Source organism: Xenorhabdus siamensis (assembly GCF_037996745.1).
In the GTDB taxonomy this organism is placed as follows: Bacteria; Pseudomonadota; Gammaproteobacteria; order Enterobacterales; family Enterobacteriaceae; genus Xenorhabdus; species Xenorhabdus indica.
Genome location: NZ_JBBMXE010000005.1, coordinates 200298 through 221530 on the forward strand (window position 1 = coordinate 200298; position 21233 = coordinate 221530).

General features: G+C 45.9%; 23 protein-coding genes. 2 read left to right on the forward strand and 21 right to left on the reverse strand.

Going from position 1 to position 21233, the window contains the following annotated elements:
* Nucleotides 1–189: 189 nt before the first annotated feature.
* From AAC852_RS04805 to AAC852_RS04845, 9 genes are all read right to left on the reverse strand, one after another.
* Nucleotides 190–1305, reverse strand: coding sequence for a DgaE family pyridoxal phosphate-dependent ammonia lyase (locus AAC852_RS04805; protein ID WP_340620042.1), 1116 nt, complete (start codon nt 1303–1305; stop codon nt 190–192).
* The gene (locus AAC852_RS04810) at nt 1289–2443 is read right to left on the reverse strand and encodes an amidohydrolase/deacetylase family metallohydrolase (RefSeq protein WP_340620043.1); all 1155 of its coding nucleotides are present in this window, start codon (nt 2441–2443) and stop codon (nt 1289–1291) included. The genes AAC852_RS04805 and AAC852_RS04810 overlap by 17 nt, the downstream gene beginning before the upstream one ends.
* A 41-nt stretch (nt 2444–2484) precedes the next feature.
* Complete coding sequence (locus AAC852_RS04815; protein WP_340620044.1) at nt 2485–3135, reverse strand: DUF4310 family protein; 651 nt, start codon at nt 3133–3135, stop codon at nt 2485–2487.
* 19 nt (nt 3136–3154) lie between these two features.
* Nucleotides 3155–3946 (reverse strand): DUF4311 domain-containing protein, encoded by a 792-nt coding sequence (locus AAC852_RS04820; RefSeq protein ID WP_340620045.1) that lies wholly within the window; start codon nt 3944–3946, stop codon nt 3155–3157.
* A 26-nt stretch (nt 3947–3972) separates the two neighbouring features.
* Complete coding sequence (locus AAC852_RS04825) at nt 3973–4272, reverse strand: DUF4312 family protein (RefSeq protein WP_340620046.1); 300 nt, start codon at nt 4270–4272, stop codon at nt 3973–3975.
* A gap of 2 nt (nt 4273–4274) precedes the next feature.
* A complete protein-coding gene (locus AAC852_RS04830; RefSeq protein ID WP_340620047.1) occupies nt 4275–4658 on the reverse strand; it encodes an SFCGS family glycine-rich protein in 384 nt (127 codons plus the stop codon).
* Nucleotides 4659–4734: 76 nt separating this feature from the next.
* Nucleotides 4735–5073 (reverse strand): transcriptional antiterminator, encoded by a 339-nt coding sequence (locus AAC852_RS04835; RefSeq protein ID WP_340620048.1) that lies wholly within the window; start codon nt 5071–5073, stop codon nt 4735–4737.
* A 258-nt stretch (nt 5074–5331) separates the two neighbouring features.
* A complete protein-coding gene (locus tag AAC852_RS04840) occupies nt 5332–7248 on the reverse strand; it encodes a BglG family transcription antiterminator (RefSeq protein ID WP_340620049.1) in 1917 nt (638 codons plus the stop codon).
* 21 nt (nt 7249–7269) lie between these two features.
* Nucleotides 7270–7710 (reverse strand): dihydrofolate reductase family protein, encoded by a 441-nt coding sequence (locus tag AAC852_RS04845; protein WP_340620050.1) that lies wholly within the window; start codon nt 7708–7710, stop codon nt 7270–7272.
* Nucleotides 7711–8123: 413 nt separating this feature from the next.
* Here AAC852_RS04845 and AAC852_RS04850 point away from each other — a divergent pair, with 413 nt between their 5' ends.
* Nucleotides 8124–8966, forward strand: a complete 843-nt coding sequence (locus AAC852_RS04850; protein ID WP_340620051.1) for a hypothetical protein — start codon at nt 8124–8126, stop codon at nt 8964–8966.
* A 10-nt stretch (nt 8967–8976) separates the two neighbouring features.
* A complete protein-coding gene (locus AAC852_RS04855; protein ID WP_340620052.1) occupies nt 8977–9519 on the forward strand; it encodes a hypothetical protein in 543 nt (180 codons plus the stop codon).
* Nucleotides 9520–9604: 85 nt separating this feature from the next.
* Here the strand turns inward: AAC852_RS04855 and paaX are convergent, their stop codons facing one another.
* From paaX to paaA, 12 genes are read right to left on the reverse strand one after another with little or no spacing between them, the layout of a single operon-like run.
* Nucleotides 9605–10537: a phenylacetic acid degradation operon negative regulatory protein PaaX gene (gene paaX, locus AAC852_RS04860; protein WP_340620053.1), complete on the reverse strand. Its 933-nt coding sequence runs from the start codon at nt 10535–10537 to the stop codon at nt 9605–9607.
* Nucleotides 10538–10582: 45 nt separating this feature from the next.
* Nucleotides 10583–11926, reverse strand: coding sequence for a phenylacetate--CoA ligase PaaK (paaK, locus tag AAC852_RS04865; protein ID WP_340620054.1), 1344 nt, complete (start codon nt 11924–11926; stop codon nt 10583–10585).
* Nucleotides 11927–11975: 49 nt separating this feature from the next.
* Nucleotides 11976–13223: a 3-oxoadipyl-CoA thiolase gene (gene pcaF, locus AAC852_RS04870; protein WP_340620055.1), complete on the reverse strand. Its 1248-nt coding sequence runs from the start codon at nt 13221–13223 to the stop codon at nt 11976–11978.
* Nucleotides 13220–13723 (reverse strand): hydroxyphenylacetyl-CoA thioesterase PaaI, encoded by a 504-nt coding sequence (gene paaI / locus AAC852_RS04875; protein WP_340620056.1) that lies wholly within the window; start codon nt 13721–13723, stop codon nt 13220–13222. Before paaI ends, pcaF begins: the two co-directional genes overlap by 4 nt.
* Before the next feature lie 31 nt (nt 13724–13754).
* Entirely contained in the window at nt 13755–15410 is a 1656-nt protein-coding gene (locus AAC852_RS04880; protein ID WP_422824252.1) for a 3-hydroxyacyl-CoA dehydrogenase, read from the reverse strand.
* A gap of 2 nt (nt 15411–15412) precedes the next feature.
* Entirely contained in the window at nt 15413–16216 is an 804-nt protein-coding gene (gene paaG / locus AAC852_RS04885; protein ID WP_340620057.1) for a 2-(1,2-epoxy-1,2-dihydrophenyl)acetyl-CoA isomerase PaaG, read from the reverse strand.
* A gap of 3 nt (nt 16217–16219) precedes the next feature.
* The gene (paaF, locus tag AAC852_RS04890; protein ID WP_340620058.1) at nt 16220–16993 is read right to left on the reverse strand and encodes a 2,3-dehydroadipyl-CoA hydratase PaaF; all 774 of its coding nucleotides are present in this window, start codon (nt 16991–16993) and stop codon (nt 16220–16222) included.
* Between the two features lie 56 nt (nt 16994–17049).
* The gene (gene paaE / locus AAC852_RS04895) at nt 17050–18210 is read right to left on the reverse strand and encodes a 1,2-phenylacetyl-CoA epoxidase subunit PaaE (protein WP_340620059.1); all 1161 of its coding nucleotides are present in this window, start codon (nt 18208–18210) and stop codon (nt 17050–17052) included.
* A gap of 30 nt (nt 18211–18240) precedes the next feature.
* Nucleotides 18241–18762: a 1,2-phenylacetyl-CoA epoxidase subunit PaaD gene (gene paaD / locus AAC852_RS04900; RefSeq protein ID WP_340620060.1), complete on the reverse strand. Its 522-nt coding sequence runs from the start codon at nt 18760–18762 to the stop codon at nt 18241–18243.
* Nucleotides 18763–18803: 41 nt separating this feature from the next.
* Entirely contained in the window at nt 18804–19634 is an 831-nt protein-coding gene (gene paaC / locus AAC852_RS04905) for a 1,2-phenylacetyl-CoA epoxidase subunit PaaC (protein ID WP_340620061.1), read from the reverse strand.
* A 9-nt stretch (nt 19635–19643) separates the two neighbouring features.
* Nucleotides 19644–19931 carry a 1,2-phenylacetyl-CoA epoxidase subunit PaaB gene (gene paaB / locus AAC852_RS04910; protein ID WP_047684643.1) on the reverse strand — a complete coding sequence of 96 codons (288 nt, stop codon included), beginning with the start codon at nt 19929–19931 and terminating at the stop codon, nt 19644–19646.
* A 42-nt stretch (nt 19932–19973) separates the two neighbouring features.
* Nucleotides 19974–20915, reverse strand: a complete 942-nt coding sequence (paaA, locus tag AAC852_RS04915) for a 1,2-phenylacetyl-CoA epoxidase subunit PaaA (RefSeq protein WP_340620062.1) — start codon at nt 20913–20915, stop codon at nt 19974–19976.
* Nucleotides 20916–21233: the final 318 nt, after the last annotated feature.

Below are 21233 nucleotides of genomic sequence, written 5' to 3' on the forward strand. Positions count from 1 at the left end.
TTATGCCGAAATTAATTTGAGCAATGAAAGAAACATTGAGAAAATAGTCAGCAGAAACTATCATGAAAACGATGATCACTTGCCATAATATTTTTCTTCTGTTCCTTTTCCTTACTTATCAGTCGTCAGAGAATAATAAGACGATTCAATGATGAATAATTATATTGAATATTTAGGTGGTTAAAATATTTATCGTTCCTGTATTACAACTCGCCTGATTTCCGCAACAATCGTATCAAGTTGTTCTGTCGAAACACTACGGATATCTGCCTCCACTTTACCTTCATTGGCTTTATATTCCCGAAAATAGATCGCAGTATTGCCTTGTCGGAGTTGTGCCAGAATTTCAAATGTATTTTTATTAATCCTTTGTTCGTCAAAAGTCATCTCAGCTCGTGCTATATCGCGACCCGCATTGTCCCAGACGATTTTGGCGGATATGCCGGGAATGTGATTAAGTTTTTCAACAAACGGTTCCAATCTTGCGGCCATTTCAGTACCGGTTTCTTTTTTGGCTTTAAGGTACTGTTCGATAGCTAATGTCAGGCCAAGAATGCCCTCTTTGCCGATTTTCATGGCACGCCCGATACCGTGGCTTTGCCGTTTAACCCACTCAATATAAGGTTGTTTGCCAATCACCAACCCGCTGGTAGGACCTTCAATCGCTTTGGCTCCGCTGTAGATCACCAAATCCGCACCTTGCTGGTAATAAAGGGTTAAATCTTCCTCGGCTGCGGCATCCACAATTAAAGGCAGGTCGTGCTGATGTGCGATGTCAGCCGCTTGTGCGACAGTCAGCATACTTTTCTGGACAGCATGGTGTGATTTGATATAGAGGATAGCCGCAGTTTGGGAGGTGATCTTAGCGGCAAGCTGAACAGGGGTGCATTCGTTGGCAAAACCGGCTTCAATGACCCTGCCACCACCTAATGTCATCATCGTTTCAACAGGAGCACCGAAGTTTACGTTATGTCCTTTGGCAATGATGATGTCACGGGGAATGGATTTCTCTGAACTGTGCAGATTAAATAACAAGTCATCGTCATCTTTGGTTATCACCGCTGCCACAGATTGGGCAATCCCCGCCGAAGCACAGGAGACGATAACTGCGTTCTCTACGCCAAGTAAATTGGCAATATGTGCTCCTGTTTTATTTATCAGGTCATCCATCTCAAAATAATGGTGAAGTCCTGTGGCGACTTGTTTAATCACCTCAGGATGCGGTGTTGAAACTCCCAGTGCGGTCATCCGTCCGGCAGCATTGATGACCTGCTGCAGTTGATATTTTTTATACAGAGATGTCATTGTGAGTGCTCCTGTCGGTCACTATCGGATCGGCCACCACAATATCTGTGCCAGAAATGATAGCGGCAATGGGAATAAATTGTTGAGTGCCGACTCTGACTTCTCCTTCGGCATCTACAAGCTCAATGTGTTGATTTTTCAAATCAAAAATCGTGATATCACCGTCAAAACCACGTTCCAGCCGGCCTTTACGTGTTAAATGCAGGAAGTTTGCTGCATTGATCGTGACACAGTTAAGAACTCGTTCAGGGGAAAACCCCATACTGAGGAATTTATTCATTACGGTAGCGAGGCTATAAACCGGCCCGCCCATCCGGTTTCGTTGGTAAATATCGGAACTGATCATATGGGGATAGGTTACGGAGCGTATGGCCTGTTCCGCAATCCTGAAGCTGAAACTTTCTGTACCATGCCCTACATCTAAAATGACCCCTCGCTCTATGGCCCGTTGAATGGCGAGTTTCAGATTACCTTCGTTATCAAGGATGCGGTTCGGTTTATTGTTAAAACAGTGGGTGATGATATCGCCTTTGGTCAGTTGATCAGCAATTTCCTCCAGATTAGGCGGCGGATTGCCGATATGTGCCATCAATGGCAATCCGTTCTTTTGCTGCATCATTTTTGCCTTGAGCAAGGGTTGAAGGCCGTTTCCACCTACCACGCTTTTGCTCATGCGGGCTTTCAGGCCAATGACAAATCCGGCGTGGCGTTTGACGGCATCTTGCAGGCTGTTATCGTCAATCAGGGTTAAATCTGCCAGTTCGTTCTGGTTCCTGATACCAGTACGGGCAATATTCAGGAAAGCGTAGACATGGGTTTTCGCCTTACGCGCGGTAGTATAAAAATGGTCAATATCATCTGCTCCTGTGCTACCGGCATCAACCACCGTTGTCACACCGTTGGCTACGCCGATTAAATCCGGGTCATCAAAATAGAGGGGAGATTGCGGGTAGCAATGCGTGTGGGCATCAATCCAGCCTGCGCTGATGTAGTAATGACCGTACAAATCAATCTCTTTGTTGGCATTTGATCCCGTTGCCACCGCAGGGCCGATATTGATGATCCTGCCATCATTAACGACGATATCAATGGTATCTCCGTTGATGAGTTTCCCCTGCCTGATAATTAAGTCATACATGATAGCGATTCTTTACGTTGATGATTCTTTACGTAGAATTTTTACGCAGAAAGAGGGAAGAAATAACCGAGTACCATCGCACCCAAGATAGCGCCCCCTGCAACCGGTTTTTTCCATAAATAAAAGAGTAACGCACCAACCAGTGAACCAATACCAATGGGAATCGAAGCTGCCATTGCTGCCAGAATGATTAATGGGCCGAGAAAGCGGCCGGAAGCGTTACCGGCACCCATCATGACATCCGCTCCAAAGGTGGAATTTCCCTGATTGACTGTGAATTTTCGGGCGAGAATGATGAACAAGCCGACAACAACACCCAGTAACATGCCAGTGAGCAGTGACGCCCAGAAATTGGTGACCAGAAAATCAAAACCTCCTGCCAACAGCAGCGCAGGAACACCCAGACCGATGCCCGTTTGCAGGGCACCGCCGATATCCAGGATCCCGACTAATGAACCTTCAATGATCCGGGCGAACAGAAAACTGGCTCCGAATGCGGCCACTGCGCCGTAAACTCCGGTATCAATGCCGGAGCGCAACATAGCGACGAATGCCACTTCATTGAATGCGCCAAATCCATACACGACGTACATATGTGTACCAGCAAAAATTCCGGCTGACAGCAGACCGACAAACAGCGGGAATGTCCATTCTGCATACCAAAAATCGCTTTTGTTCAGTTCCGTATTCATGGTGTTTTTCCACTCAATATTATTTTCCACTCAATAGTTGATGGATATGTTGCAGCCAGTTCGGAATTTCCAGCGAGAAAGCGGTCAGTAGCTTAAGATCGAATTCACGGAAGAATCCGCTGAGGACAAACAGTAAAACGACGGCAACCAGCATAGTTTGGGTTACTTTATTCCAGCCATTGTCATCGACACCTTTCCCGATCAGGATACCGAGGACCAGACCGGGAATGGCATTCCCCATAATCAATTGCGCGCAGCCGCCAAACAAGGTAGCCCAGAAACCGGAGCGGCGACCGGCATCCATAGCTGCCAGCCAAAACAGTACAGGCATCACGGTATTGACCAGCAAATTAGCCGCAGGCACCAGCACATTGGTGGCGGTAGTTTGTAACGCTGCCGGAATGGCAGAAGCAGTGGTGTTCAGGAAAGCGACTAACAGTGCACCGACGATCCCACAGGCAATGGCCATTTTTTTGGGGTTATGCAGAGTCTCTGCCACGTTGCGGTTCTTGATCATCAGGGCAGCGGCTCCCCAATTGGGAATAATGCGATGATCGACATCTTGTGTGAACGCTCCGGCAGCAACGGATGAAGCCCAGGCATTAAAGAAGAAACCAAGTCCAAAAGAGAAGTGGGATGCAGGATCACCTTCGCAGGAATTTAATTCTCCTAGTGTACGGAAAGCGCCCATTCCTTGTACTGTCGGAGCATGGAACATGCGGGCTGCTCCGGCACCGAGGCCAAAACCGCACAGACCACCGATCAGGAGTGACATACCGAGTATTTCGAGAAATGATACTGTAGCTCCCATAAGATTTTCCCCATATCAATCAGGCTCTACGCTAATTGACTGAAATGAATGGCTTGCACATCCAACAAAGTGACATTAACGAAAACATCCAGTACAACGGAATAGTGTTCACGTTGACGAGGCAGGAAAAAGAACAGGAACTTCTCTGTTGTCACTGTGCGGGTGGCTTTGATAATGGCAACATCCTTCGGTTCAATGCGCAGGATCAGGTGGGATGTCCCTTTCAGTACCGTGCGTTGTACTGCACTTAGCGCATCGGCAACGGCTTTTTGTTTAGTATCACCGAGGCCACTGACCCTAACCGAGGTTTCGAGTACCGACTTCATGATTACCTTTCCTGTTTTTGGCGGTTTGATTTCGTGGATAAAAAAGCCCGCACAAGACGTTCGCCCAGATCAGCTTTATCCATAAAACCAAATCCAAGCACGGTACAGCCTTCGAGGATGGCGGTTTCGCCTTCTTCAATGGAACGCATACCGTGGCGAATCTTATAGCCATATTTGTTCTGCGCCGTGATTGCGCCAGCACCGCCACTTCCGCAGAAAGAGATACCGATATCTCCGTGTTCACTGTGCATTACATCACCCAGTTTCATATCTGCGGCTATGCCGGAGATGACTATCGCTTTGCCGCCAGCGGCTTCAACACCGGCAGCCACATTTTGTCCTTTACCTAAACGATCGCCAATCACCACAATGATTTGTTTTTTCATGATGTTATCTCCAAAATACTCTTTCCAAAATGCGATTCCCGAAAACCTTATCTTTGAGAGACCTTGTCTTTGACAGTTAAGGATTGGAACGTGCAATTTCAAAGTGCACAGAGAGTAGATAAACCTCTTCGACGGCTAATCCAGGGAGAGATTCAACGACTTGAGCAGCCAATGCGATGGATTCTGGTGAGATTTCATCAAACAGAGAATAATCCACTTCTGGCAAAGGCTCTTTTGTTTTGGCTCTCATGACCATCGATTTGACATGAAATTCCAACATCTGTTGCTGAACTTCAGTGGTATACGCTCCCGCCTCTTCCAGCCATACACCAATAAGCCTCAGTAATTTTTGGCTGACAACGTCTGGGTCATTAGTCTCTTTTGCCATGTTGAAACGTACAGGGAGATTATTCATAACTGGTTTCCCCATCAAATCGACCATTAGGCTAACGTGGTTGTTTTTTACTGAGATAACCTTATCGATTTTATTTTCAGCTTTGGAGTTGGCTGATTTCCGTTTCAAAGTGGAAATTAACTGAAAACGGTTAGCCACTGTGGGACGTTGGGGCATATTTAAGTAAAAAACAGGAAGGAAGAATTTTCTCAACCTGCGAATCTGGTCACATTATAACCTTTGGTTTCTGTTGATGTTTGAGAATCGACACCTATTCATTCAGAAAGAGCGGGTAAGGCAGTCTTTGGCTATAATCTGAAAATCAAGGAAATTTCTGCTGCGCAGTAGTCTTTTGGTTGCTTTTTCCCTGACGAATGTAACAAACAGATCATAAATCGCCATAGCTTCTTCATAATCATCTTTGCTGATAGCAAGTAAGAAAATAACATTTGCCTGCTCTTTTGTTTCCTTGTTCCATTCAATGCCTTTAGGGGCAAGGATGGTGACGACAACCGTTTTTAGTGCCAATAACCCTAATGCATGCGGCAGCGCAATATTCTCACCTAATAGCGTGGAGATAATCGACTCCCGTTCGGTCAATGAAACGCAGAAATTTTCTTCCACATAGCCATCTGCCTGTAATTTACGGCAAACCTTTTTAAACAAGTCCTTCTGGGTAATTTCATCTTTGATAATCATGAAATAACGTTCATCAAAAAAACGTTCAAGAATGTAAGGGTAGGTCTGATCCTGCATGACCAGTTGCCGAATCTGCTCCAGTTGATAGGCGGTCGGAAATGCGGAAATTTTGGTGACAGGTTTATTTTTTTCATACAAACGCAGAGTTGAGATGACGAAGTTCTCTTCCACATACTCCAATAAGTCGTATTCGTGAGACGACAATATTCGTTGGATATTGAGTTGGGGAAATTCACGGGCAATTTGGGCCTCGATCATCCGTTGAGTGGCATTACCAACATCGGTGACGATCAAAACAGGGTTAGCCCGGCCATAATGACGTTCAAGGCCAACGCCGATATGTACAGCCAGATAGCCAAGTTCATCTTCACCAACAACGCAAGGCAATTGATCTGCTATACAGCTCAGAGCGCTGACGACCACATCATAGGCGAACGGATAATATTGTTTGATCTCGGCTAACAGTGGGTTTTTCGTCTTGATTTGATTCTGTAACCGACTGACTAATACCGCTAAATGAGTCGCAAGATCGTGTCTTAACTTACTGTCATGACGTAAGTCGTAGTTATAGGATTGACTGATGTAGCTAAGGATATCTCCCACCCATTGATGACTATCAGTGACTTGACTGGTGAAAGTATGTTTTGGAATTCGCTGAGCAGCGATCTGCCTGCCGAGATAGCCTGTTTCTGCGGCAGGCATTCCATTGTTCCAAAAGAGACTCAATGCGTTTGAAATTTCGCGTACTGCATTTTGGATTGCGATATCCAGCTCACTGATTGAACCGGAAGGCAGTCGATGGCTGTGATTCATTCTGAGAATAGAAACCGCACAATTGAATATCAGATATTGTTGCCCTTCACTGGTCAGGCGGATATCAAATTGGGTCAGGCTGTTTTGCAGGTTTTTTTCAATGTATGTCAGATCGATATTGGTCAGAATATCCGGCCTGAACTGGCTGAGAGTGGGTTCAAATGCCAGTAAAAAGCGGTGGATTAAGGTATCCGTCAGGCAGGCACGAATGAATCTTTCATCGCCATGCAATTTAGTACCTAGATAGGGAGTACTTTCCAATTGCAGGGGATATTTGCCTAAAATCTCACGTATAATGCCCATATCATGTTGCAGCGTGCTACGGCTAATGGACCATTCTTCCGCAATATCATCCAGTTTGATGGGGGCTGAACTCATTAACAGTTTTAAGAGCAAGGCATCGATGCGATCATCGGCTGTGTGAGGGATCGTTTTGATCGCCTGTTTTTGTTGGATCAGGGAAGCAAATAGTGAAGGATCTTCAATGCGAAGCGTATAACCGATCTTACGTTTGTAAAAGATCTGTGCCCCATAATCGCGCAGAATACCATTCAATTCGGCTATATCTGTACGGATAGTCCGGCTGGAAACCGCAAAGCGTTTTGCTAATTCAGCCTGTGGCAATATTGTTGCCTGAACTGCCTCAAAGATATAGACAAGGCGGGAATAGCGGAACAGGGCCACGATGATACCTTTTGCAAATAATTATGCCGTTGACTTGATATCCATGATGGTTTCGATTGCGCCACTGCTTAAGCATCGTTGTTGATTAGGTACTGCTTGAATCGAACGACTGACTGGCAAAACGCGAATATCTTTACCTTTAGCTGCCGCTTTTGCTTTGGTAACAATTTGATGGGCTGAATCATGAGTGACAACGGCATTAATTTCTGCCGGAATGGACAAATTTCTGGAGGAGAGAATAAAAGAGGGAATATTTTGATACGGCCAATGACCGGAAATATTTTTCATAATCCATTCATAAGTCCCTGCACCTATAATTGCCGCGCCAATGCTTTGATAAAATTTCTCGTAAGGAGTGGCATCATCGCTGAGGGGTAATGCCTCTAACCAACCTAATTCGTGGTTTTCTGTAGCGATATAACCGTCCATTGTGGCCGCGACATAATAAACGAGCCTTGACATATCTTTCCTCATTTTTAATTTTAGGATTTATGTATGTTTGAAAAAAACCAATAGGTGTTGAGATGAATTTTTTGTTAGATTAATTAATAACTCTATCAGGAGAACCAGAAACCGATTAGCTTTTTAAAGTCATATTTTAGAGATGCGGGTTTAAAATAGATATTTGTCACATAACTTACTGAAATAAAGCGTTTGTCTATGTTTTTTATGTATTGATTGTCACAAATGCTGAGGATATAGAACAGTAATAAATAATTTCCATTGTTGATAATTATATTCTGAAAGATGAAAAGCATATTAAGAAAATAAGAGCTATCTTACTGGACACTAGTTTGATTTGTTAATAAGATATTTTTATTATAACGCAATAGGTTAGAGAACGGATTTAACCAAAATAAAAAGGATAAATAACTATGTCTAAATTTATTATTATGCGGAATAATCGGACGTTACTTAATGAAACTGTCTTTTATCTGACGCCGGGCAATACACTGACATTAAAGATTGATGGTTTAAATAGCGGCACCAGAAAACACCTTAAATTTATGCCGAATAATGGCCTTGTCTCTGTTTTCCAAATCGATAATCCTCAGCGCAGAGAACAGACACTGAAAATCACAGCCATCAATATGGGAATGAGTATTATCAGCGCGGTAGATACGAATATCAGCTACTGTTCCTTTTTTGCCGCCGGTGTTGCTGAGGATTGCTTTCCAGCGTTAACGATTAATATATTGTCTAAGATCTCGATTCCCACGGATCTGACTCCTGAACAGAAAGCGATGTTGATGGTATTGTTGGCGGAGACGAAATCTCCAGATTCACTGGGAACAAAGTATGATGAAAAAGAAGCTAAAGATACTATGCAGTATATGCATGATGCTTTATTAAACAGAGTTAAGTCCCCTAAAGCACATGAACTTGATGTACCAAAACATGGAAATAAATTAATTGGACTAATTTCAGGGCCTCGGACAATAGAAGGATTTCAGCAATATCCCAATATTAAAACTGATATAAAGGACAGAATTGATAGTATGATCGCGACTGCGAATGATGGAACTCACTCGAAATTTTTAGCCTACCGACGATTAATTACAAATGCTATAAATATAGCAAAAAGTAATAAAATATCTAATGTAGAGATAGTTGCATGGAGAACAACCGGGCGTGGTTCTCCTGGTCCAAATTTCATAAAATTATTTTCATTACAAGGGCAAGATTTTTATAAGCTGTCTGATAGTTATTTAAAATAAGAGATTGAATATGAAATATTTAATTGGGTTATGTATGATTTTATTCCCTTTAATTGCTTATTCGAAGAAGCAAGAAGAATTAGATTTTAATTTTTGGGAGAAAACAGGGCAATGGGGAATATATTATAAAAAACCAGACAGTACATTTAATCCGCTAAGGATAAAAAAATATAAGGAAAATTATTTTCCTGCGTTGAGTTACCTTATAAGAAAGTTTAATTTACAAAAGGTTAATAATCAATACTGTTTGATTGGATATAATTTTGATAAAACAAAAGAGTATGATGAATTTGAAAGTATGATTATTTTTTGGAAAAATGCTAATTATCTAATTGATTGGGTCATTCCAGATAGTGGAGATGATTATGATTATAAAGCCATTTTATTCAGTAAGCCATTTATTGATATGAGTGAATATGTTGTTCCTTATAAAGAAGCCATGGGAGCACAAGCTTTATGGGCTAAAGAAGGTGTTATCCAAATGATGGAAGATTGTGAATTACATGGTCAGAAAATAACAATAAAACCTTCTGAGGTGATTGATACAAAATAATAGAGAACCTGCTCGCAGATCGCGAACAGGTGGTACCTGTATAGACAGGCATAAACATTTCCTCAAAATCAATCGTCAGAAAATACTAAGATCTACTGCGTAATCCACCAAAACGACAATAATACGCGGCGGCAGGTTGGGGCAGTTTACCTATGGTAGTTTCACATTGTTCACCGATGTACTGTGTTGCGGCAGGGCCGATGCGTTGGTAGATGTTGATACATAAATGACGGGCGATTTGCCCTTCCCACTGTGCAGGCAGCAGGGCATCCGGTAGAAGTGGATCGCGCAGTACGACACGGCGGTAAAAATGGATAAGCAGAAGGCGTAGTTGGAAGCAGCGTTCTGGTGTCAGTTCGTCTGGATTGCAGTCTTGCAATAGTTTCATCAAAGGACGGAAGGAGATGATAAACTCATGGTAGTGCTGAGCAACCTGGTCCAGCGACCAACTGGCGGATACTCGTTCTTTCAGGCTCTGTTCTGAACGGGGATAAGGATAATCCGCCCGGAAGTAGATAACAGAGTCACTGGCGTTGAGTTCGCCAAGCAGGGCCGGAATATCACTTTGTGAGCTGCTAGGGGCAGCCATTAATGTGCTGTTGAGTTGACCAAATCCAAGCCAGCTCAACTCTTTTTTCAGGCGGATGCGTTCTTCTTTGTTGCTCTCTTCCAGTAGCAGGAGATCCCATTTGCCATCCCAGGCAGGTTGTTCGCTGAGATAAATTTTACTCTCTGCATGGCGGAATTGGTTCATACCGCGTTCTGTGATGCGGTAATAGCTACGACGACCTATTTTTTCCACCTCCAGCCATCCCTCTTTTTGTAAACGAAAGACAGATGTCCGCACAAAGCGGTCACTGAATCCCATCGGCTCCAATAGAAGGCTGAGACTACCTAGCCAGACTTCACCACCCCGGTGACTGAGGGCATCGCCATACAGGGAAATGATCAGCGATGTTCCGCTAATCGGTTGGGCAGCAAGAGCATATTGAATAAAATCATCGAGTTTGTGAGTCATATTTTGTTATTTTTGAATCGAAACTGTGTCATGACATTAGCATAATTATCCATACCGACGGTTATCAATCACCCGAACCGCTTTGCCTTCTGAGCGGGGAATGTCTCCGCAGTTGACGATGCTGACTTCTGTATTGATACCGACCATAGATTTAATGTGGTGGCGCAGTTGGTGGCAAATGCCACAGCGTTGTTGGAAACTGAGTTGATTAGGTTCTTTCAGTTCGACCTTGACGGACAGGCTGTCATAATTCCCCACGCGATTCACTTCCAATTGATAATGTGGTGACAGTTCCCTGAAACGCACAATCTGTTCTTCTATCTGTGAGGGGAAGACGTTAATACCACGGATAATAAGCATATCGTCGGAGCGTCCGGTGATCCTGTCCATACGGCGCATATTGCGGGCGGTTCCCGGTAATAAACGTGTCAGGTCACGGGTACGGTAGCGGATCACAGGCATGGCTTCTTTGGTCAGCGTTGTGAAAACCAGTTCGCCATTCTCTCCATCCGGCAGGACATTCAGGTTGTCCGGATCAATCACTTCTGGATAGAAGTGATCTTCCCAAATGGTGGAACCATCCGCGTATTCCACTGATTCCATCGCAACACCCGGCCCCATGACTTCGGACAGGCCGTAAATATCCAGTGCTTTGATACCCATGCGTGTCTCTATTTCTTGGCGTAGCCCTTCCGTCCACGGTTCGGCTCCGAAAATACCAATCCGCAGGGAACATTGTCTGGCATCGCCTCCCATTTGGCGCTCCAGCTCGTCCAGTAGTGTCAGGCAGTAGGAAGGTGTCATCATGATGATGTCAGGCTTGAAATCCCGGATCAGGTGTGCTTGTTTTTCTGTTTGTCCTCCAGACATGGGGATCACGGCTGCCCCCAGACGCTCAGCACCATAATGTGCACCTAATCCCCCCGTAAACAGGCCGTAACCGTAAGCAACGTGTATTTTGTCTTTGGCTGTTCCCCCGGCGAAACGCAGACTGCGGGCGACCAAGTCAGCCCAGTTATCAATATCCTGTTGGGTATAGCCGACGACGGTCGGACGACCTGTCGTACCGGATGACGCATGAATACGCACAATTTTTTCCATTGGCACGGCAAAGGCATCAAAAGGGTAGTTATCCCTGAGATCCTGCTTGGTGGTGTAAGGGAATTTCTTGATGTCATCGAGTTGTCTGAAATCACTGGGATGAATGCCGATGGCATCAAATTTGTGTTGATACATTGGTACGTTGTTATAGGCGTGATGCAGCGTCCATTTTATTTGCTCAAATTGCCGTGTCTGAATTTCATCGCGTGAAGCAAATTCAATAGGATCGAAATGGGCATTGGTGTGTGGAGTAAAGTGTGAGTTGAAGTGTTGTACGTTATTGCTCATAATTTCCCGCTATTTTGTTGATTTGGTTGTAACAGGCTGTTTTTATAAGTTATATGCGTTCGATAATCATGGCGATACCTTGTCCCACGCCAACACACATGGTGCATAGAGCATAACAGCCCGCCCGTCGTTCCAGTTCAAGAGTGGCTGTCAGCGCAAGGCGAGCACCACTCATGCCCAACGGATGCCCAAGCGCAATTGCGCCGCCATTCGGGTTGACATGCTCTGCATCATCCGGCAATCCCCATTGACGAATGACTGCCAGTGACTGGGCTGCAAAGGCTTCATTCAGTTCAATCACATCCATTTGGTTCAGGCTCAGGCCCGCAAGTGCCAGTACTTTTTCAGTGGCAGGCAGTGGCCCTATCCCCATAATGCGCGGTTCAACACCACTGGTGGCGGTTGCGACAATACGTGCCCTGGGTGTCAGACTATGTTGTTGAACTGCTGTTTCTGAAGCGATGATCAGAGCGGCTGCTCCGTCATTGACGCCGGAGGCATTGCCAGCAGTGACTGTACCGTCAACACGAAATGGGGTTTTAAGCTTTTGCAACTGCTCGAATGTTGTGTCAGGCCGGGGATGTTCATCCTGTGAAAATGAATCCTGTGAAAACAAGCCCTGTGAAACTAAAGCGGTTTTGCGGGGGTCAGGCAGGGTAACAGGAATAATCTCTTCGGCCAGAATACCACGTTGTTGAGCTTTGGCTGTACGTTGCTGGCTACGCAGAGCAAAAGCGTCTTGAGCCTCCCGGCTGATTTTAAATTGGGCTGCAACGTTCTCTGCGGTTTCCGGCATCGAATCCGTGCCAAATTGTTGTTGTATGCGTGGATTAATGAAACGCCAGCCAATCGTGGTATCGAATATCTGTGCTTGACGGCTGAACGCAGTTTCTGCTTTTCCCATCACTAATGGTGCACGGGTCATGGATTCAACACCACCAGCCAGTATCAGATGAGCTTCGCCAGCTTTGATACTGCGAGCCGCAAAAGCCAGCGCTTCCAAACCAGAACCACACAATCGATTGAGAGTGGTTCCGGGGACGGAATATGGTAGTCCAGCCAATAGTACCGCCATGCGTGCGACATTACGATTATCTTCGCCAGCCTGATTGGCACAGCCGAGGATGACGTCATCAATACCTTGCCCATCTAATCCTTGCCAATCTAATGTGGGATAACGTGCTATCAATGCTTGTAATGGCAGAGCGGCCAGATCATCAGCCCGCAGACTGGCAAGAGCACCACCATAACGTCCGATAGGCGTGCGTACTCCATCACAAATAAATGCATGATTCATGATTTTTCTCTCCGATGTTCTTTAGGAAGAGAGGCTTGAGAAGGAAGAACTTTTGAGGGCCCTTCTAAAACTGAATGACCAAGGCGATGAGCGTGACCACGGAAGAAGGCTACTGTTTTACCATTCTGATTGGTCACTTTGACATCATACAATCCAGACGTTTTTCCCTGATGTTGCACCGAAGCGATAGCTGTGAGTTGGTCACCGTTAAAGACCGGATGAATGAAATCTATACTGCATACTGAAGCCACCGCAGCAAGTCCTTCACTGTTACAAGCGTAGGCGAAAGCCGTGTCAGCCAGAGTGAATATGACGCCGCCATGACAGGTTTTATGGCCGTTGAGCATAGTAGGCTCAACAGTCATGCTTAATTGAGCGAGCCCGATATCGATATAGTCGATGTGTATACCCATATGGTTGGCACAAGCATCTTTGGTATACATGGCTTCAATGGAGTGCCGGGCAAGTTGTTTAGGAGAGTTGTTGGTTTTATCAGGCATGATTTTTCTTCTTATATTGATGTTCATATTGCTATGTAGACAAGTGCTGCGGTGAGATATGTGGCAGTGAGACATAACCCGCAGCCAGTTGGCGTAGCAAAGGTGACGGACGGTAACGGGGTTCGCCGTAGAATTGTTGTAAGTTTTCTAACGTACTGAGAATGTGCTGCCAGCTAAGCTGGTTGCCCCATGTCAAAGGGCCAATGGGATAATTCACGCCATAACACATTGCCAGATCGATATCTTCGGCGTTGGCGATACCTTTATTAAGAGCATCCAATGCTTCGTTGCACAGCATCGCTACAGTACGCATGGTCAGCAGAGCGGGATAATCCGGCAGTAAAATCACCTGCTTGCCGAGGGCGTGTAGAAAGCTGATCACTTTTGCGGTCTGTTGCTGAGTATTCTGGCAGGCTGCACTGAGCGTCATTATCGGAGCGGTCTGATGATTGGCTGATAGATCAAACTGCACTACCGGCATCCCAATTTCATCAGTAAGTTGTGAGCTAGTTTTCCCTGTTGCCAGCATAAATATAACGTCATCAATTTGTAATGCTGGTGATGGTAGCTGAATATTTTCGCTTTTTTCAGCAGCAATTTTATTTGAGTGTAATAATCCGTGTTGCTGTAACAGCGTGGTAAAGTGCGGCAGGACAGACCAATTGCCGGTTATTTTAATTTGTTCAGGTGATATTAGTGCTGTTGGCGATGTTTCTGTAATTATCTCCGTAATGGTGGGAATAAATTGTTGTTGCGCTTTGTCAGCGTAATCCTGGCCCGCATAAACATAAAACCCCCGGCCACTTTTACGCCCCAGATGATTGGCTTCCACCAGTTCTTTTTGTCGTAGTGATGGCTGAAAACGTGTATCACCGTAGAAAGCATGAAACAGGGATTCGGTCACGGCGTAATTAACATCATGCCCAATTAAATCGGTAAGCTGCAATGGCCCCATCGCAAAGCCGCCGGAGTCTTTCATAACCGCATCCAGTGTTGCGGGGGAAGCGATTTGTTCTTCCAGTGCACGTAGGGCTTCCGCATAAAAGGGGCGTGCGATACGGTTGACGATAAAACCGGGTGTTGAACGACAAATGACAGGCTGTTTTTGCCAGCCGATCACGAGGTGTTTAAGAGTGGCGATTGTCTGTGGGGATGTTTCCAACCCCTGCACGATTTCTACCAGTTTCATCAATGGTGCAGGATTGAAAAAATGCATTCCTGCCATACGCTGAGGAACGTCCAGCTCGCGGGCAATGGCAGTAATCGACAACGATGAGGTGTTACTGGCAAAAAGGGTTTGTTCTGAACAAAGGGATTCCAGTTGGCGGAAGAGATCCTGCTTCGCTGCCAATTTTTCGATAATCGCTTCAATGACCAGCGCGCTTGATACCAGTGAATGTAATGAATCTACCAGTGTGATACGTTGCAACAGTTCTTGAGTTTTGCTTGCCTCTGCCTTGCCTGCTTCAACACGTTGATGCAGGCGGGTGTGGAGCGTATCCAGCGCACGTTGTGCAGCTTCTCTGTTTACATCAAATAGCAGGACAGTATGTCCTGCCTGAGCTGCTACCTGAGCAATGCCGATACCCATCGCGCCTGCACCAATCACAGCGATTGGGCCGTTCAGTGTTGATTCATTGGGTATTGAATTATTAGATATTGAACGATGATGTATGGGCATGTTCATGATTATTTGCCTTTGAATTGTGGTTCGCGTTTTTCTATGAATGCGTTAACGCCTTCCTGGAAGTCTTCAGTGCGTCCGCACTGGCGCTGTAGATCACGTTCGAGATCAAGTTGCTCATCTAACGTATTGCTTGCCGCTGCGTAAGTGGATTTCTTTATACATGCGAGAGAGAAGGTGGGTTGGGTTGCCAGACGTTGCGCGATTTCCCAGGCTTTCTCCTCTAACTCATTAGGCTCGAAAACTTGCCAGATCATTCCCCATTCCAGTGCCTGTTCAGCGGTGATTTTGTCTCCTAACAAAGCCATTCCCATAGCACGGGCATGGCCAATATGATGGGGCAGGAACCAGCTACCGCCCGCATCCGGTGTCAGACCAATACGACAGAACGCCTGAATAAAGCTGGTGTCGCGAGCGGCGATCACGATGTCACAGGCCAAAGCGATAGAGAGACCGGCTCCTGCGGCGACACCATGCACAGCACAGACCACCGGCTTGGGCAGGGACGTCAGACGGCGGATCAGCGGATTGTAGAAAGTTTCAATGGAATAACCGAGATCAGGAACGCCACCTACATTGATAACAGGGTTGCGATCGTTTAAATCTTGCCCTGCACAAAAGCCACGTCCGGCTCCTGAGAGCAGCACACAGCGCACTGATTCATCCTGTTCCGCGATCGTCAGTGCCTCACTTAGCTGCCGGTGCATTTCCTCGTTAAAACTGTTTATGCATTTGGGACGGTTGAGTTTAATGCTAAGGACACCTGCTTTAATTTCAGTGAGGATCGTGGGTATATTTTCATTTTCCATCTATTAGTATCCTTTAAAGGTCGGTTTACGTTTTTCAAGGAAGGCCGAAATACCTTCCTGACGGTCGGCTGTACCTGCCAAAGCAATAAAGTATTGGCGCTCGGCAGACAGCCCTTGTGACAAGCCGGTTTCGTGTGCAGTCCTGAGCGCAGCCTTAGCCGCCCGCAATGCCAGCGGCGAAAATTCACTGATGCGGCTTGCTATCTGTTGTGCACGCTTCAACGTCAGGTTATCGATACAGACTTCACTCACTAACCCTGCTTGCAGTGCCTGATGAGCATCAATAGCTTCACCTGTTAATATCATCTGGCTGGCAAGAGCCTTGCCAACACTGCGAATAAGTCTCTGTGTACCTCCCGCACCCGGCATTAATCCCAGAGTGATTTCTGGCAGGCCGAAGCGGGCACTTTCACCGCAGATCACCAGATCACAGGCCAGTGCAAGTTCACAACCCGCGCCGAGCGCATAGCCGTTAACAGCAGCTATTATCGGTTTGCTGATATTGTTCAGGCGTTGCCAGAGTTGAGGACGGCAATCAGTTATTGCGGTAGCAACGGTCTGTTGCTGGAGTTCTTTGAGATCGGCACCCGCGGCGAAACAGCGCTGTGAACCAGTGATGATAATAGCGCCGGTGTCGGCATCGGTATCCGCCTGCTCCAGATGCTGTACAAGCTGTTCCAGACAGTCATTGCTGAGAGCATTGCGCACTTCTGGACGGTTGAGAGTCAGTGTGCGTACCCGCGGTTGCTGCTGACATAAAATCCATTCTTGGTTCATGGTGGCTCCTGATTTATGACCATTTTTTCTTGAAAATCTCTTAGTGATGAGAAATCTTAGACGTCAAAATCAACAACGACACCGTCGCCTTTCGGCCACGACTGACAGCTTAAAATATAGCCGGAAGCCAGTTGGTCCGGTTCCAGGCTGTAGTTCACTCCCATATCTACCTCACCGGATTTGAGCCGGCATTTACAGGTGGCGCAAACCCCGCCTTTACAGGCATAGGGTAAATCTGCTCCCTGGCGCAGGGCTGCATCAAGAATGCTGTTATCCTCAGTGTTCATGACAATATTCAAGATGCGGCCATCCAGATGAATTTTGACATGGGTTTCATTGCGTTCGATTAGATTATCTGGACGGGAAGTGGCGTAAAGGGGACGATTCCCTGTGTTGAAACGTTCACTATGAATGTGTTCAGACGGCATACCAGCCTGCTCAAGTGTCGTTTTGGCATCATCCAGCATAGCTTCAGGCCCACAAAGAAAGGCGTGATCAAACTGGGCAAAAGTGAGCAGGGTTTTGCCAATACGTAAGAGGCTTTCTGCATTGATACGACCGTTGAACAGCGGGCTGTCGGTCGTTTCCTGGCTGAACAGGTATATTATCTGAAAACGTTGTAGATAGCGGTTCTTGAGATCAGACAGCGCTTCTTTGAACATCACGGAGCGACTGGTACGATTACCATAAATCAGAGCAAAAGAACTTTCTGGCTCCAGAGCCAATGTACTTTTGATAATCGATAGAATCGGGGTAATACCGGAACCCGCCGCAATAGCCAGATAATTTCCCCGCGCACCAGTATCAGGACGATGGACAAAATGACCTTGTGGTTGCATGACTTCTAATTCATCGCCAACTTTCAATTGTTGGTTGATAAAGGTGGAAAAGCGCCCCTGATACACGGCCTTGACGCCGATTTGCAATACATTATCCAGTGGCGAACTACAGATGGAATAACAGCGGCGCAGCTCTTCCCCATCCACTTTTGCTTTGAGTGTCAGATGCTGACCGGGCTGATAGTGAAAGCATTCTCTTAATTCATCGGGGACATGTAGTGTGACGGCAACGGAATCAGGGGATTCCCGCTCAATAGCGACAATACGTAAGTGATGAAATTGCGTTCGCTGAAACGGTGTCCGCTGGCGTTGCGTCCGGTAAAATTGTTTCTGTTGGCGCTGTTTTTGTTGAGAACCGGGACGATGAAGAGTAGTCATCTGCTGCTCCCTTGTTAAATACATTTAAAATTAAATACATTTGAAATAATCAAAGGGTTCCAGGCATTGCCGGCAACGATAAAGCGCTTTGCAAGCAGTGGAACCGAATTCACTGATTTTCTCCGTTTCATGACTGCTACAACGGGGGCAGATGATGGATTCTGTATCTGCCGGTTTCTCACAAGCTGAACCTTGCGGCGGTGCGATACCGGATTCACGTAAACGTTGTCTGGCATCTGCACTCATCCAGTCAGTTGTCCATGCCGGACTTAGACTCACATCGACATGCACTGGCGAGAACCCTGCCTGAGTCAGTGTTGTGTGGATTTCATTGACCAGAAATTCTGTCGCCGGGCAGCCTGAATAAGTCGGGGTGAATATCACCTGCCAGCCTGTTTGGCCGGCTTGCTCAGTGTGGAAAGGTAGAACAGCTCGTACCATACCGAGATCGGTAATGGATAGTGTTGGCAATTCTGGATCGGCAATCTGATGTAAACACTGCCAGATCTGATGGACTTCCGGCTGCTGCAATGTTTTGAATTGCTGTTCCATCATTTCCTCCTGATCTTATCGGATTTGGTTATCAGCCTCAGTTACCAGTTACAGTCTGGGTAAGTCCGTTGCAAAAATTGCATTTCTGCCAGTATGTAACCCAAATGTTCTGTATGTTGCCCTTGTTTGCCACCCTGTCGATAAGGTATGTCCTGTGGTATGTCTAACGTGGCTTGCGCAAAGGTCTCTTTGACGATTTGTTGCCACGGCTCATAGAGTGTGCGGGGATCGATGGCAATTCCGGCTTCAGCAAGGTGTTGTTCCACTTCATCACAGTGGAATAGTTCGCCGGTAAAGCGCCACAATTGATTGACAGAATTTTGCATTTTTTCGTGGCTTTGTTCTGTGCCATCCCCCAAACGGATCATCCAGCCACGGCTAAAACGCAGGTGATAATTCACTTCTTTCAATGACTTATTGCTGATGGCTGCTAACTGAGAGTCCTGACTCTGCCCTAATGCCTGATAAAGTAAGACGTGATAGGCATCAATGAAAAACTGACGTACTAACGTATCGTTAAAGCCACCATTAGGTTGTTCCACCAGCAAAAGATTGCGAAATTCTTGTTCCTCACGCCCAAAAGCCAGTTTGTCTTCATCAACATTTGTCCCGTAATTTGTCTCGTAAAGCATGGCGGCATAACTGAGAAAATTACGTGCTTGCCCCAGTAAATCGAGACCAATATTGGACAGCGCTAAGTCAATCTCCAGCTCTGGTGCATGACCACACCATTCGCACAGGCGTTGCGCCAGAATTAGCGGGCTGTCTCCCAGACGCAGGACGTAGCTAGTAAGGTTATCGTTAAAAAGATCATGATCAGGCTTAGGGTTAAAAAGTGTCTCGTTGGGTGAAACAACACGAGATGTATTCATGTCTCACCTCTACATATTCTTAATGCCATCAGGGATCGTGTAGAAAGTCGGATGACGGTAGATTTTGTCTTCTGAGGGCTCGAAAAAAGCTCCGCGATCTTCTGGTTGTGATGCAACCAGATACATGGATTTTACTACCCAGATAGAACAACCTTCGTTGCGTCGAGTATAGGCATCACGTGCATTTTCCAGTGCCATTTGATCGTCTGCCGCGTGGAGGCTACCGACATGACGGTGAGTCAGCCCCTGCTTGCTGCGGATAAAGACTTCATACAGTGGCCAATCGGTATCGTTCATGTTTTGTCTCCTTTTCCGAATTTGTACTCATCACGCAACGGATTAAGCAACCTGTTTTTTAGCTGCCATTTTTTTGGCATGGACAGAAGCCGCTTCACGTACCCAACTCCCGCTTTCCCAAGCACGGCGTTTGGCTTCCAGACGTTCGTGATTGCATATGCCCCGCCCTTTGAGCACTTGATAGAATTCATCCCAATTGATTTCACCAAAACGGTAATGGCCCGTGGTTTCATCCCAGGTTAACTCCGGATCGGGGGCGGTCATGCCTAATGCTTCCAATTGAGGAACGGTGTTATCGATAAATTTCTGTCGCAGTTCATCATTACTGAACCGTTTGATTTTCCAGGCTATGCTTTGAGTACTGTTAGGAGAATCACTGTCATTGGGGCCGAACATCATCAGAGTTGGCCACCAGAATCGATTGATGGCATCTTGCAGCATGGCACGCTGAGCTTCATTACCATTTGCTAATGCCATAACTGCCTCATATCCCTGCCGTTGGTGGAAACTCTCTTCTTTGCAGATCTTGACCATAGCACGGGCATAAGGGCCGTAAGATGCCCGACACAGAGCGACCTGATTAACAATCGCAGCACCATCCACCAGCCAGCCAATAACTCCGACATCTGCCCAGCTTAAGGTGGGATAGTTGAAGATTGATGAATATTTCATCTTACCATCCAGTAGCTTCTGGTAAATGTCCTGACGAGAGCAGCCAAGTGTTTCTGCGGCGCTGTAGAGATAAAGCCCGTGTCCTGCTTCATCCTGTACTTTTGCCAATAATACGGCCTTACGGCGCAATGTGGGGGCACGAGTGAGCCAGTTGGCTTCCGGCAACATACCGACAACTTCCGAATGTGCGTGTTGACCGATCTGACGTATCAGGTTTTGGCGATAGGCATCGGGCATCCAGTCCTTAGCTTCAATGGAAAGATCTGCCTCGATCTTGGTGTCAAAGTGCGCCTGGAGTTGATCAGTTGTCATATGCACTCCGAATGTGATTCTTATTTTTGAATTATAAGCATAAAAGTGAATCATTAAATGCAGTTGTAAATCTACAAATCGATAACAAAAATATCAAACGGTTTGTTTGTCTATTTGTCGAATACATCACAATATTTGCTTTTTATTTTTTTAAAAAAGCCGTGATTAATTTTTATTGTTAGGGAAAAGTAAGGATATTGATATGCGACGTCCCTAATGTGTTTTAATTTTGGTAATTTACCAGATGGTCTTTTTTATGGATTATGTGATACATAAATGTTGTAGATGTAGTTAATGATGATTCATTAATACAATCGG